Below are 13,734 nucleotides of genomic sequence, written 5' to 3'. Positions count from 1 at the left end.
CGGCCCGGCTCGTCACCCGGCGGCCGGGTGGTCCATCACCACCCGGTTCCGTCCGGCTCGTTTCGCCTGGTAGAGGCATCGATCGGCGGCCTCGATGAGGCGGCCGAGTCGATCCGGGTCCAACTGCTCGGCGCTGGACAGCTCGGACGTGACACCGCCGACACTGACCGTGCCCGACCACGCCGCCATCCAGTCCATGGCGCTTTCCCGCAGGCGCTCGGCCAGGAGCCGAGCGTCCTCGGGACCGGCCGGGGTGACGACGACGAACTCCTCGCCGCCGATCCGGACGGCCACGTCGTCCCCACGGGTCTCCCGGAGCAGTCCCTTGCCGACGGCGCGGAGAACCTCGTCGCCGGTGATGTGGCCGTGCTGGTCGTTGATCGTCTTGAAGTGGTCGATGTCGAGGACCAGCACGGTGATGTGCCGGGTGGGCAGGCCGGTCGGGCCGAACAACCGGGTATCCATGCCGCGCCGGTTGAGCAGGCCGGTCAGTGGGTCGGTGATCGATTGCTGTTCCAGTGCATCGAGGGTCAGGTCAAGGTGCCGTCGCTGGGCCAGTGCCGTCTCCGTGCACGCGATCAGCGCCACCGCGGGCAGCGCCGTCGTGGTCGCCCAGAACAAGACGGTGGGCGCGATCATCGCCGTCGCGCCGCCGCAGGCGACCACCACGACGGCCTCCTGCACGCGCGGGTACGGCCCGCGAAGCGACACCGCGGCGAACAGGCTGACCGGTACCAGCAGCACCAGGTTGAGCATGGCGCCGACCCGGTCCTGGCTGGCCACGACCGACATCAGGACCAGCAGGTCGATGGCCACCAGCACGACCATCACCGTGCGGTCCGACCAGCGTGCGCCCCAGCGCCAGCTGGCGACGGCGATCAGGGCACTGCAGCCGAGTACCGACAGGAAGGCGGCCGTCCAGTGGGGTCTGATCGTCGCCGGGTCGAGGGTGGCGAACAACCCGACGGCGGTGCCCCCGGTCACGATCCAGCACAACCACTTCGCTCGTCGCTCCCGGTCGGACGCGATCGACTGGAGCTGCGTCGTCCATGACATCGCAGGTCACCCCCAGCTGGCGATGACTACTCTACGTCAGCTCGGATCACTCAGCGAAACGAAGCGCCGATGGAATCGTCGTCGACGCAGGCGGGTGCCGGCGGGCTCAGGCACCGCTTCCGCGCGCGTCGTGGGTGACCCTTTGTGTCCGGATCGCGAAACCGTAGGCTCCGACCGGGCGAACGTGGGCGGTAGGAGCGGTGGTGAACGAAGCCGGCGGGTTGACACCTCCCGAACTGGAACTGCGGGTGCTGGGTGAGCTGGACGGCGTCCGGGACGGCACCGTCATCGATCTCGGTGGCCGCCGTCAGCGGGCCGTCCTCGCCGCGCTGGTCATCGCCCGCGGTGACGTGGTGTCCGCCGAACGACTCGCCGAGTGCGTGTGGGGCGACGGTGCGGCCGCCCGGTCCGGCGGGCCGCTGCATTCCTACGTCAGCCACCTGCGACGACGCATGCAGCCCGAGGCCGGTGCACGGGTGCGGACCGACGTGATCGTCCGCGTCGGTGCCGGGTATCAGTTGTCGGTCGGCCGGCGCTCGGTCGATGCCTGGCGGTTCGAGGACGAGTTGGAGGCGGCCACCGACCTGCCGCCGACCGAACGGGCCCGGCGGCTGCGGGCAGCGTTGAACCTGTGGCGTGGCCCCGCCTACACCGAGTATGCCGACGAGCCCTGGGCCGGACCCGAGGTCGCCCGGCTGACCGAGCTCCGGGCCGTCGCCCGCGATCGGCTGATGGATGCGCGGCTGGCCCTGGGCGAGTCGGCGCTGGTGGTGCCGGAGCTGGAGGCACTGGCCGGCGACGACCCCCTGCGCGAGGAACGGTGGCGGCTGCTGGTCCTCGCGCTGTACCGCGCCGGCCGGCAGGGTGACGCGCTGGCGGCGCTGCGGCGGGCCCGGCAGACCCTGGCGGACGAGCTGGGCGTCGAGCCGGGGCCGGCCCTGCGGACGCTCGAGCGCGACGTGCTGGCCCAGTCACCGGCCCTGGACGGCCCGGCCCGGATGCTGCCGGCGGCCACCCCGGCGGCCACCGCGGCGGCTGGTGGGCCGTCCGCCGGACCCGGCGGCGGGTCCCGCGCCACGGCGCCGGCGAGCGGAGGCGCCCACCCCGACCTGGTCGATCGTGAGCGGGAGCTCGGCTGCCTGGCCCGGGCCGTCGACGACCTGTGCGCCGGCGTCGGCGGCCTGCTGCTGATCGAGGGCTCCGCCGGTATCGGCAAGACCAGCCTGCTGGTCGAGGCCGGTCGGCTCGCCGGCGCCGCCGGGGTCGGGGTGCTGTCCGCCCGGGCCAGCGAGATGGAACGGGCGTTCGGCTTCGGCACGGTGCGTCAGCTGTTCGAACCGCAGCTGCAGGACCCGAGCCGCGTCGGGTCGCTGCTCGCCGGTGCGGGACAGGGCGCCCGGCCGGTGTTCGAGACGGTGGGCGACGAGCTGGTGGAAAACTCCTTCGCCGTGCTGCACGGGCTGTACTGGCTCACCGTCAACCTGACGGCGGATGGTCCGGTGCTGCTGAGCGTCGACGACGTGCAGTGGTGCGACGGCGCGTCGCTCCGGTTCCTGGCCTACCTGGTCAAGCGGCTGGAAAGCCTGCCGGTGCTGATGGTGATGACCGTGCGCTCGGGTGAACCGCAGCCCGCCGACGGGTTGCTCGCCGACCTGCTGCTGGAACCGACGGCCACCGTGCTCCGGCCGCAGGCGCTGTCCGTCGAGGCTACCGGTGCCGTCGTGCGCACCCGGCTGGCGGCGGCCGACCAAGGCTTCGTGGCGACGTGCCACCGGACCACCTCCGGCAACCCGCTGCTGCTGCGCCAACTGGTCCGCGCGCTCGAGTCCGAGGGGGTGCCGCCGGACGTGGTGCACGCGGATACCGTGCGGGCCGTCGGCTCGCGTGCGGTGGCCAGCCTGGTCATGCTCCGGCTGCGCCGGATGCCACCGGCCTCGGTGGAGGCGGCCCGCGCGGTGGCCTTCATCGGCGCCGACGTCGACCTACCGTCGATCGCGACGCTCGCCCATCTTCCGGAGGAGCAGGCCGCGGAGGCGCTGGACCTGCTCAGCCGCAGCGAGATCCTGGCCGACGACCGGCCGCTGCGCTTCGTCCACCCACTGGTGCGAGACGCGGTGTACCAGGACGTCTCGCCGGGGGAGCGGGCGCTGCGCCACGAGCGGGCGGCCCGGATCCTGCACGAGCGCGGGGCTCCGGCCGAGCGGATCGCCGCACACCTGTTGCTGTCCCCGGCCCGCGGGGATGCCGCGACCGTCGCCGTGCTGCGCACCGCCGCGCTGCTCGCGGCCGGCCGGGGGGCCTCGGACAGCGCGGTCGGCTTCCTCCGCCGGGCCCTGGACGAACCGCCGCCGCCGCGGGACCGGGTCGATGTGCTGGTCGAGCTCGGCCGGCTGGAATCGATGGTCGACGGCGTCGCCGCCGTCGAGCACCTGACCGAGGCCTACACGAATCTGACCGACCCGGCCGCGCGGGCAGAGCTGGCCATGGTCATCGCCCGCACCCAGGCGTTCGTCGGCCGGCGCGGAGCGGCCACCGGGTTCGCCGCCGCGGCGACCGAGGCTGTGCCCGCCGGTTACGACGATGAACGACAGGGCCTTCAGTCGCTGGTCCGGATCACCGGGTACATGCACGCCCTGCCGCCGGAGAGCTATCGGACGCCGGCCGACCCACCGATCTCCGGGACGGGCAACGGCGCGCGGATGCTGGCCGCCGCCCGGGCCATGGAACTAATGATCGCCGGCGAGGACCGGGCGCGAGCCGTGGACCTGGCGCACTTCGCGGTCGCCGACGACCGGCTGCTGGACGACGATCACATGCTGCTGTGGATCCCGGCGGTGCACGTCCTGCTGATGGGCGACAGTCCGGTCGACGAACTGTGGCGGCACGCCCGGTCGCACGCGCGGGTGGCCGGCAGCCTGTTCGCCATGCTGGCCGTCAACACCTGGCAGGGCTACGAGCAATGGCGGCGGGGCCGGCTCGACGACGCCCAGCAGTTCCTCGGCGACGCACTGCAGCAAATGCCGGTGTGGGGCCGGCTGGCCATCGGCGGCAGCTACGTCGCCGCATTCATGGCCGGCGTGCATCTGGGCCGCGGCGACATCGAGGCGGCCGACCGGGTGATTCGGGATGCCCGGACCTTGGTCGCCGTCGGCGACGGCGCCCGGGTGATCCGTCTGGTCACCGCCCAGCTGCGGCTGGCCCAGGGCCGGCCGGAAGCGGCCCTGACCACCCTGGCCGACGATGTCGGCCATTTCGACATCGTCAATCCGGCGTGGGACAACTGGCGCGAGCCCGCGGCCCGGGCGTACGCCGCGCTCGGCCGGCTCGACCGGGCGCTGGAGGTCGCCGACGGGCACGTTGCCCTGCTCCGGCGCTGGGGCGCGCCGTCCTGGCTCGGTGATGGACTGGTGCTGGCCGGTGAACTGCGGGGTCCGGACGGCCTGCCGCAACTGCGCGAGGCGCTGGAGATTCTCGAGACGACCGAATCCGTCCTCACGCTCGCCCGGGCCCGGCTCGCGCTGGGTCGCCGCCCCGAGGTGTCGGACGCCGAGGCCGTCCCGATGCTGCGGCAGGCGGCCGACACCGCCCGGGACTGTGGAGCGCAACCGGTGTACGAGCGGGCGGTCGCCGCCCTTGCCGATCGCGGTGAGTCGATCGTCAACGGGGAGCGGGCCCACCGGATGACCTCCCGGGAGCGTCAGGTCCTCGACCTGACCGCCGGCGGCCTGGACGTTCACCAGGTCGCCCAGCGACTGTTCCTCACCCCGGGGACCGTGCACGAGGCGTTGATCAGTGCCGCCGGGAAGACTCGGGAGCCCTCATGACGGACGGTCAAGCGATCGGTGCGGGAGCGCCGGACCGGACCGGATGGACCGGGTGCGCCGGCTTCAAGTCAGCCTCAAGCGTGCGCAGCCACTCTGGTCGTGACGTGTTGTTGAGAGTTCACTGAAAGGACCGTCGTGATCCCGCCGACCGCATCCACCCCCACGGCGAGTGCCGCGGGCCTCGCCGGTCTGCGCCGGCTGTGCGGCGGCGCGGTCTACCTGCCCGGTGACCCGCAGTACGACGACGCCCGCCGGCCGTGGAACACCCGCGCCGACGACCACCCCGCGGCGGTGGCCTACCCCGCCTTCCCGGACGAGGTCGCCGACCTGGTCCGGGCGGTCGCCGCGGCCGGGTTGCGGATCGCGCCGCAGGGCACCGGGCATGGGGCGCCACCGCTGTCCGGACAGCTCGGCGACGCCGTCCTGCTGCGCACCTCGGCGATGACCGAGGTGCAGGTGGACGCGGCGACGCGCACCGCGCGGGTCGGCGCCGGGGTGCTCTGGGGTGACGTCATCAGCCGGGCCGGGGCCGCCCGGCTGGCCAGCCGGCACATGTCGAGCCCGAGCGTCGGCGTCGTCGGCTCGTCCCTGGGCGGCGGCCTGAACTGGTACGGGCGGGCCCATGGGCTGCAGTGCAGCGCGGTCACCGCGGTCGAGGTGGTGCTCGCCGACGGCTCGTTCGTGCGGGCCACCGATGAGCAGAACAGCGACCTGCTGTGGGCGGCGCGCGGCGGGGGTGGTGGATTCGGCGTCGTCACCGCGATCGAATTCGACCTGATCCCCGTCGCGACGTCCTACGCGGGGATGTTCGTGTGGGACTGGCACCACGCGGACGAGGTCGGCAACGTCTGGGCGCGCTGGGCGCTCGACGCACCCGACGCGGTCACCAGCATCATGCGGCTGATCGAGGCGCCGGACCTGCCCTGGCTGCCCGATGCCGTGCGCGGGCGCAGCGTCGTGGCGATCGACGCGGCCGTGCTCGCCGACGTCCGGACAGCGACCGAGTTGCTGGCGCCGCTGCGCGCGCTGGGTCCCGACCTGGACACCTTCGAACTCCGGCCGGCGGCGTCCCTGGCCCGCCTCCACCTGGAGCCGGAGGAGCCGATGTCGGCGCATGCCGCCAGCACCCTGGTCGCCGAGTTGCCGACCGACGCGGTGCACGCACTGGTCGCCGCCGCGGGACCGGGGTCGGGCACCCGGTTGCTGTCCGTCGAGGCGCGACAACTCGGCGGCGCGATGGGCCGTCCGGCGCCGCGGGGTGGTGCGCTCGACCGGATCGACGGCGAATTCCTGGTGCTCACCCTCGGCACCGACGGCCGACCGGGCGGGTGGGCCGGTCAACGTGAGGACGCGGACCGGGTGCGCGAGGCGATCCAGCCATGGGGGAGCGGCTCGCTGTACCTGTCCATGCTCGACGATCGGGTCGATGAGCGGCGCGCCGTCCCCGGCGGCAGCTGGGAGCGGCTCGCCGCCATCCGCGCCGCCGCCGACCCGGACCGGCTGTTCGTGCTGCCGCACAGCGCCTCTCGCTGACCCGGCCCCCTCACCCGCTGACGCCGGACCGTCTGGCCCGGCCCGCCCGGCCCCGGTCCGGTTGGCCGCGCTGATCGAAGTCCCATGTCCGCTCCGGTTGTGTCGGGATTGCTGGGATTTTGATCAGCGCAGCGGCCCGGGGCGGGCGGACAGTCGGCGCGCCCGAAACTGTCGGCCTGCGTGCCGCAGCCGCAGCGGCGTCGCCCCGCAACGACGGCGGACGGCCGCAAGCGCGGCTCAAGGGGGCGACCGGTCCGCGGTCAGGCCGCGCCAAGGCCGATTCAAGGCCTCCGGGTGACGGTGGTGGCAGCAAGCAGAGCGCCCGACCACCGGAGGAACCACCGACATGACCGCCGCCGATACCTTTTTCACCGCCGATATCCCGGCCGCCCCGTACGACGAGCTCCGGGCCCGCACGGCCGGGACCGTCGCGGTGGCCGGCGAACCCGAGTACGAGGCTCTCGTCACGCCATGGAACCTGGCCATCGAGGTCCGGCCGGATGCCGTGGTCGCCGCGACGAGCGCGCAGGACGTCCTGGAGGCGGTTCGTTTTGCCCGCGCACACGGGCTGGAGGTCACTCCACAGGCCACCGGACACGGTGCCATCACCGCTTTCATCGGCGAGATCCTGGTCAACACCAAGGGTCTGGACGAATGTGTGGTGCACCCCGATGGCTGGGCCCGGGTCGGCGCCGGGGTCAAGTGGCTGCGGGTGGTGGAGGCGGCCGCGCCGTACGGGCTGGCGCCGCTGTCGGGATCCGTCACCGATGTGGGCATCGTCGGCTACATCACGGGCGGCGGCCTGGGCCCGATGGCCCGCACCTACGGACTGGCCAGTGACCGGGTCCGGGCGATCGAGGTCGTCACCGGGGACGGCGAGCTGCGCCGGGCCACGCCGACCGAGCACGCCGACCTGTTCTTCGCGCTGCGCGGTGGCAAGGGGGCGTTGGGCATCGTCACGGCCATCGAGTTCGACCTGGTCCGCCAGCCGCGGTTCTACGGAGGCTCGCTGTGGTTCGACGGCGAGCAGGCGCCCGCGGTCATCGCCGCCTGGCGAGAGTGGATCAAGGACCTGCCCGAGGCAGCGACCACCTCGTTCGGCCTGTTCAATCTTCCCGAGATGCCGGGTGTGCCGCCGATGCTGGCCGGACGTTTGACCCTGTCCGTCCGGTACCTGTGGACCGGTGACGCCGTGGACGGCGAGCGGCATTTCCGAACGATGCGCACCGCCGCCCCGGTCCTGCTCGACGACGTGGCCGAGAAGCCCTACACCGCAGTGGACTCCGTGCACACGGATCCGGTCGAGCCGTTGCCCGCGCACGAGTCGGCGATGGTGCTGCGCGACTTCCCGGCCGCGGCGGTCGACGAGCTCCTGCGGCTGGCCGGACCCGGGTCGGGGTCCCCGCAGGTGCTGGTCGAGGTGCGCCAGCTGGGCGGAGCGACCGCCCGCCCCGGCGAGCACGACAGTGCCTTCGCCGCCCGGGACGCCGCGTTCTCGCTGCTGGTGGTCAGCATCCCGATGATCCCCGGGGCGGTCGAGCACGGGCAGCGGATCGTGGACGCCATGCGGCCGTGGTTCGGCTCCCGGCGGTTGCCGAACTTCACCAGTGACGCGGCCCTGCTGCCGGCCGCCTACGACGAGTGGACGCGCGCGAAGCTGCGCCACACGATCCGTCGTTACGACCCGGACGGGGTGATCGCAATCGGCCACGCGTTCGCCTGATCGCCGGCTCCCGTCGGGCCCGCATCCGGTCGGGATGCGGGCCGGTCGGTCATCGTCGCCGGCGGCGCGGCCGGGCCTGGACGCCGGCTGCTCGGCTCCACTGCGGGGCCATCCCCGGCTCGGTGCGGCCGACCACAGCCCGAGCGGAACCGATGCGGCCACGGCGCCTTCCCGGTTCACCCGAGAGGAACGATTCCGGACGGGTCGGAAGCCAAGCGACCGGAATCGTTGGCACCATGGCCGGATGCAGAACGTCGATGCGACCGCCCACGAGGCTCGCGAGATCGATGAGGTGATGGCGCGGCTGCGGGAGAGGTTTCCGACCGTCGGCGCGGAGCGCATCCGCGGCGTGGTCGAGGAGGAGCACCGGGCGTTCGACGGCCGCCCGATCCGCGACTTCGTCCCCGTGTTCGTGGAGCGGGCCGCCATCGAACGGCTGCGCCGACCCGCCGCCTGATTCGCCCGCCTGGTCCCCTCACCGGACGCTCGCCGGGGAGCACCCGGTCGTCCGACGCCGCCCCCTGGTCCCTGTGGGAACGGTGCGGGTCAGGCGATGGCCAGGACCTCGTCGAGCCCATCGGCGAAGCAGTCCATCAGCACGGAGACGTCCTCGACGGCGTCGCCGTCGATGTTGAAGCCGATGCAGCAGGCGCCGGCGTGGGTGGTCATGGCGACCATGATCGCCACCCCGGGCAGCGGGCCGAACGCGAAGATCCGGTCGACCTGCGCGCCGGCCAGGAACGACCGGTAGGGCAGCCCGGGCACGTTCGACGCCGACATGTCCGCGGTGGCACCGAGCCGCCACGCGGCGGCGCCCACCCCGGACGGCAGCATGTTCACCCAGGGGGCGAGCAGCCCGAACGAGTCGAGTGCCGGTTCGGTGCGCAGGGTCAGGACGGTGCCCCGGATGACCGCGATGCGTTCCACCGGATCGCTGACGCCGATCGGGCCGGCCAGCAGCGCGCCGGCGAACTTGTTGCCGCCCATGGGATCGTCGCCGCGGCGCAGCGACACCGGCATCGCCATGGGCAGGGCATCGATCGGGCTGCCGTGCCGTTCGTGGTACCGGCGCAGGCCGCCGAGCAGGGCAGCGATGTAGGCGTCGTTGACCGAACCGCTGGCCGCCTTGGCCGCCGCCCGCAGCCGCTTGAATTCGCACTCCAGCACGCCGAACCGCCAGTTGCGGCCCTTGCGGCCCTTGAGCAGGGGGGACGCCGGAGCGGGCGGGGGCGGCATCATCCGGCGCAGCGACGCGGTGAACCGCACCGCGTCGTCGCCGGCCTGCAGCGGGTCGGACAGCACGGTGCCGCCGAACTTCACCGACCGCCACAGCATGTCGGGGGCCTGCCCGATCCGGGAGGCAAGCTGCCGGGACGCCAGCACGGCCGGGTTGATGCCCGCCGGCGACGCCCCGGCCCGCGAGGACGGCTTGTCCGGAGTGTGTTCGCGGGTGCGGCTCTGCACCAGCGACAGCAGCTGCACCCCGCCCAGGCCGTCGGTCACCGAGTGGTGCAGCTTGAGCAGGTACGCCGCCCGGCCGTCGGCCAGTCCCTCGACCAGCACGGCTTCCCACAGGGGGCGCTTGCGGTTCAGCGGTGCGAGCGCGAATCGTTCCGTGTACCCGAGCAGCGCCGGCATGTCACCGCCAGGTCGTTCCGCTGGATCCAATCGGGTGCGGCGGAGGTGGTTCTCCAGCGTGAACGACGAATCCTCGACCCACACCGGCGGTCCCACCGGCAGCACCGGCTCCTGCACCCGCTCCCGGGTGCGCCGGACCAGACCGATGGCCCACTCATGGGCGGCCCACAACCGGTCCCACTCGGGGGCGGTGTCCAGCAGCATCACCGCGGTGATCGTCGACGACAGCTCGGGGTGCCGCTCGGACCGCCACATCAGCGTCTCGAGCTCGCTCATCGAGCCGTCCAGGCCCCACTGACCGGCGGCCGTCCAGGCCTGCTGGTTCAGCTCGGCGGGGGTGGGCGCGGGGGGGTGCGAGCGAGGCGGTCCAGCTGTCGTCATGCGCTCTTCTCCGGCCAGTCGGCGAGGGTGGCGACGAACGTGTCGCGCACCTCCCGCACGTGATCGTTGATGGTCTCGGGCGTCCACCCGGACGTGGAAATCGGCTCGAGCACGGCGATCTGCAGCGTGCCCGGGTTCAACAGCTTGGAACTGCGCCACATCAGCTCGCCGGCGTTGCGGATCACGATGGGCACCATCGGCACGCCGGCCTGCATGGCCAGGTGGAATGCCCCCTTCTTGAACGGCAACACGTTCGGCGTCGGCGCCCGGGTGCCCTCCGGCATGATCACCACCGAGGTACCGGCCCGGACCCGCTCGGCCAGGGCGGCCAGATCGCGCTTGGCCGAGTCCGGGTGCGACCGGTCGATGTAGGCGGGGTCGACGAACAGCCCGGCGATCGCCATCCGCGGGTCGTACCGCGCCTCCTTCTTGGCCACCCCGGTGAAGTCCTTCCGCAGCAACGCGCCCATCAGCGGGGCGTCCAGCGAACTCTGGTGATTGGCGACGAAGACGGCCGGCCGGGCCGCCCACAGGTTGTGCTCGCCGACGATGTCGAGCTTGACCCCGGCGAGGGCCAGTGCGAGGTCACAGGCCAGCGGGATGCCGATGTTGCGGCCGGCGCGGGTGCTGCCGGACAGCAGGCCGGTTGCCGCACCCACCACCATCCCGACGTTGAAACCGCCCAGCGCGGCCGTGGTGCCGACCAGGGCACGCAGTCCCGCGGTGCGCGGTTCCTGCAGCGTCAGGATCGGCCAGCCGAAGGTCGTGGCGGCCACCACCAGGCCGGGGGACGGGTTCAGCGGCCGCGGATGGCCGACCGAGCTGAGGAAGGCGACGTCCTCGTCGCCGTTGCCGTAGGCGTAGCTGGCGGTCAGGTCAACGCCGTTGTCGCGGGCGAAGGCGCGGACGGCGGCCCCCTTCGGCTCACCCCAGAGCATGGGCCCGGCGAGCTCGCCGGTGATCACCCCGTCGACCACCTCGACCTCGGTGCACAGAATGTTGCTGATGCCGAGATCTCGGGCCAGCGGCTCGATCTGGAAGCGGGTGGCAGCGGACGCCATGGAGATCGTGTGCTTCATGCGTTGATGGGCGCGCACCAGGTCGCGGGCCTGGGGGCGGACCAGCGCCGCGATCTTCTGGGCGAACAGCCGTTCGCCGAGTTCCATGACGGTATCGGCCTCGCGGCCGGCCATGGCGGCCACGCCGTACCGGCCGATCGCCGTCGGGTCGCCCCCCAACTTCCCGTCGACCACCGAGAACAGGGACCGGGCGACGTCGCCCGGGGCGATGTCCCGGCTGCGGATGCTCTCGGTGAAGAACGTGTGGGCCGTGTACCCCTCGACCAGGGTGCCGTCGAGATCGAAGAATGCGCCGATGTGCGGCCCGCTCGGACCGGCCAGCACCGCCTTGATCTGCGCGTCCGCGGTCAACGCCGCAGGGGTGCCGGCTGTCATGGGGTGCCCTTCCTGGCGAGTTCGGCGATGGCATCGGCCCGTTCGACGTCGGCGGCGACCTCGGCGGCGAACTCCCGACGCGCCTGCGCCGCGGCGTTCGCGATCAGCAGGTGACGCTTTCCGGCCACCCGGAGCGCGGTGCGGAACAGTTCCAGCGACACCGATTCGGCGCTGGTGATCCGGTGCTGCAGCAGCCATTGCTGGCCCACCGCCAGGCATTCGGCGAGCAGTCGCGGCTCGTCGACCGGCTCCGGATCGCACGGCTCCGCGGCCAGCCGGTCGGCGACCACCAGGTAGGCGTCCAGGTAGGGCCGCAACACCAGGTGGGCGACGAGCAGGTCGGACTTCTCCAGCAGCGCGGCCGCGGTCTCCGGGTCGCACCGCCAGTCTTCGTCATGGACGCCGGCGCCGAGCAGGCGCAGCTCGGCCAACACCTCGGCGCCGTACTGCGTGCTGGACGGGAAGTAGAACTCGAACTTGAGCAGCGTCCGCAACCGGCCGGCCTCGGCGAAGACGTCGGTCTCCGCTGGCGCACCGGAACTGTCGGCCACGGCCCGCAGGGCGAGTTCGGTGATCGCGCGCTGGACCAGCGCGTGGATGATCGTGTTCCGGTAGAACGCGGCGACCAGGTGCCGGCCGGGGGCGATCTGCCAGACCGGTTCGGTGCCCTCGTCGAAGACCGCGACGAGGCCGGAGACCGCCATCTCGTCCAGCGTGCGGCGGATAGTCGCGCGGTCGGTCAGATTCAGCGCGCCGGCAACCGCCCAGCCCTGCCGGGTCAGGTAGCCGGCCAGCGGCCGGACCGTGGCCAGCAGCTCGTCCAGGGTCAACGACCGGTCGGCGCCGAGGAGGGCCAGGCTGACCACCGCCGTGGCGGTGACCGGGGTGGCGCGGTTGATCCGGTGCGACACGTCCAGCGCGATCCGCTCCACCTCGTGCTCACCGGTGGCCGGGTCGGCCCGGAGTTCGGCCAGCCGCTGCGACAGTGGGATCGGCTCGCCGAAATCGAGGTACGCGCGCCCCAGCCGTTGGCCCTGCTGCCGGGCCAGGTGCACCAGCCAGCGCAGGTCCTCCGGTCGCTTGCCGGCGCCCCGCGCCTCCCCGGTCATCAACTGCACCTCGTGCAGCTGGTCGTAGACGATGGACACCCCGACGAGCTGGATATCGGTGGCGATCGGGCCTTCGTCGGTGCGGGCGGCCTCGTCCAGTCCGTCGACGAGGTACCGCAGGATGCCGAACGTCGGCGGCCGGAGCTTGCCGGTGCGGGTGCGGCCGCCTTCGATCGACCAGGCCAGGTTGCCCCGGCTGCGGACCAGCTCGGCGATGTAGGACCGCAGGGCCAGCCGGTAGACCGGAAGCTCCCGGATGTTGCGGCGGATGAAGATGACACCGGAGCGGCTCGCCCACTGCCCGAACGGGAACAGGTTCAGATTCGACCCGCCGAGCGTGTAGACCGGGGTGAGCCGCTTGGCCGCGATGACCTCGGGGACGGCGAACCCGTCCAGGTAGGAGCGGTGCGAGAAGGCGAACGCCAGCGACGAGCGGCGGTCCAGTTCACGCAGCCGCTGGACCTGGTCGTCGTCGACGTACAAGTCGTAGGCCCGCAGGAACCACCGGCCGAACGCGCGCCAGGCGTCGGTCGCCCGCGGGTCGTGGGTGGCCGCCATCTCCCGCAGGTAGCCGACCGCCTCGTCCCGCACGTCGGACGGTCGCCGGTCCAGTTGCCCGGCCAGATTGTCCAGCCGCTCGGCGAACCAGGGCGCCCGTAGCAACTCGTTCAACTCGGGGCTGTGGATCGGGCCGAGCGAGTCCTTCGCGTGCCGTAACGCCTGCCAGGGCTTCATCGCACCCAACTCGTCACCAGACCCATCTTTGTCGATTGCTCGATCATCACACTTGGTCAGGGTTGGTGCCGATGTCCGATCGGGGTGAATCACGCCGATCCCACTCGCCGAGTGTGCAGAATCGGCCCCTTCGGCGCGGTTGTGCGGACCCTTCCTGCACACTCGCCGGCCATGTTCGGCCGGACGTCGCCGGGTGGTTGCTCCCCGGACACCCCGCGCTGCCCGGTCCTTCGCACCGCGGTGATGCGGTGGGCCCCATGCTCATGAAGGAGGCGGGAACG

The 13,734-nt window shown here is 72.6% G+C and carries 8 protein-coding genes; 4 read left to right on the top strand and 4 right to left on the bottom strand.

Annotation, left to right across the window (positions count from 1 at the left end; translation table 11 throughout):
- Nucleotides 1-12: 12 nt before the first annotated feature.
- Nucleotides 13-1,056, bottom strand: a complete 1,044-nt coding sequence (locus tag ACILSK_RS05135) for a diguanylate cyclase (protein ID WP_395726049.1) — start codon at nt 1,054-1,056, stop codon at nt 13-15.
- Nucleotides 1,057-1,259: 203 nt separating this feature from the next.
- Between ACILSK_RS05135 and ACILSK_RS05130 the strand changes: the two genes are divergently transcribed.
- The 4 genes from ACILSK_RS05130 (at nt 1,260) to ACILSK_RS05115 (ending at nt 8,593) form a co-directional block, all read left to right on the top strand.
- The gene (locus ACILSK_RS05130; protein ID WP_395726048.1) at nt 1,260-4,880 is read left to right on the top strand and encodes a BTAD domain-containing putative transcriptional regulator; all 3,621 of its coding nucleotides are present in this window, start codon (nt 1,260-1,262) and stop codon (nt 4,878-4,880) included.
- 135 nt (nt 4,881-5,015) lie between these two features.
- Complete coding sequence (locus ACILSK_RS05125; RefSeq protein WP_395726047.1) at nt 5,016-6,413, top strand: FAD-binding oxidoreductase; 1,398 nt, start codon at nt 5,016-5,018, stop codon at nt 6,411-6,413.
- Between the two features lie 346 nt (nt 6,414-6,759).
- Nucleotides 6,760-8,136 (top strand): FAD-binding oxidoreductase, encoded by a 1,377-nt coding sequence (locus tag ACILSK_RS05120; protein WP_395726046.1) that lies wholly within the window; start codon nt 6,760-6,762, stop codon nt 8,134-8,136.
- A gap of 244 nt (nt 8,137-8,380) precedes the next feature.
- Nucleotides 8,381-8,593, top strand: a complete 213-nt coding sequence (locus ACILSK_RS05115) for a three-helix bundle dimerization domain-containing protein (RefSeq protein WP_395726045.1) — start codon at nt 8,381-8,383, stop codon at nt 8,591-8,593.
- Nucleotides 8,594-8,682: 89 nt separating this feature from the next.
- On the opposite strand, the gene ACILSK_RS05110 is transcribed toward ACILSK_RS05115, so the two are convergent.
- Genes ACILSK_RS05110 through ACILSK_RS05100 form a run of 3 tightly spaced genes read right to left on the bottom strand, consistent with a single transcriptional unit; the run spans nt 8,683 to nt 13,453 of the window.
- Complete coding sequence (locus tag ACILSK_RS05110; protein WP_395726044.1) at nt 8,683-10,155, bottom strand: wax ester/triacylglycerol synthase domain-containing protein; 1,473 nt, start codon at nt 10,153-10,155, stop codon at nt 8,683-8,685.
- Complete coding sequence (locus tag ACILSK_RS05105; RefSeq protein WP_395726043.1) at nt 10,152-11,609, bottom strand: HAD-IB family hydrolase; 1,458 nt, start codon at nt 11,607-11,609, stop codon at nt 10,152-10,154. The genes ACILSK_RS05110 and ACILSK_RS05105 overlap by 4 nt, the downstream gene beginning before the upstream one ends.
- Nucleotides 11,606-13,453, bottom strand: a complete 1,848-nt coding sequence (locus ACILSK_RS05100; RefSeq protein ID WP_395726042.1) for a lysophospholipid acyltransferase — start codon at nt 13,451-13,453, stop codon at nt 11,606-11,608. The genes ACILSK_RS05105 and ACILSK_RS05100 overlap by 4 nt, the downstream gene beginning before the upstream one ends.
- Nucleotides 13,454-13,734: the final 281 nt, after the last annotated feature.

The sequence above is a fragment of the Nakamurella sp. genome (assembly GCF_044224575.1).
Taxonomy (GTDB): domain Bacteria; phylum Actinomycetota; class Actinomycetes; order Mycobacteriales; family Nakamurellaceae; genus Nakamurella.
This window is presented reverse-complemented; position numbering and strand designations above follow the sequence as displayed.

Coding starts and splice junctions, on each gene's coding strand:
- ACILSK_RS05135 (WP_395726049.1), bottom strand. CDS start 1,056: ATGTCATGGACGACGCAGCTCCAGTCGATCGCGTCCGACCGGGAGCGA.
- ACILSK_RS05120 (WP_395726046.1), top strand. CDS start 6,760: ATGACCGCCGCCGATACCTTTTTCACCGCCGATATCCCGGCCGCCCCG.
- ACILSK_RS05115 (WP_395726045.1), top strand. CDS start 8,381: ATGCAGAACGTCGATGCGACCGCCCACGAGGCTCGCGAGATCGATGAG.
- ACILSK_RS05110 (WP_395726044.1), bottom strand. CDS start 10,155: ATGACGACAGCTGGACCGCCTCGCTCGCACCCCCCCGCGCCCACCCCC.
- ACILSK_RS05105 (WP_395726043.1), bottom strand. CDS start 11,609: ATGACAGCCGGCACCCCTGCGGCGTTGACCGCGGACGCGCAGATCAAG.
- ACILSK_RS05100 (WP_395726042.1), bottom strand. CDS start 13,453: ATGAAGCCCTGGCAGGCGTTACGGCACGCGAAGGACTCGCTCGGCCCG.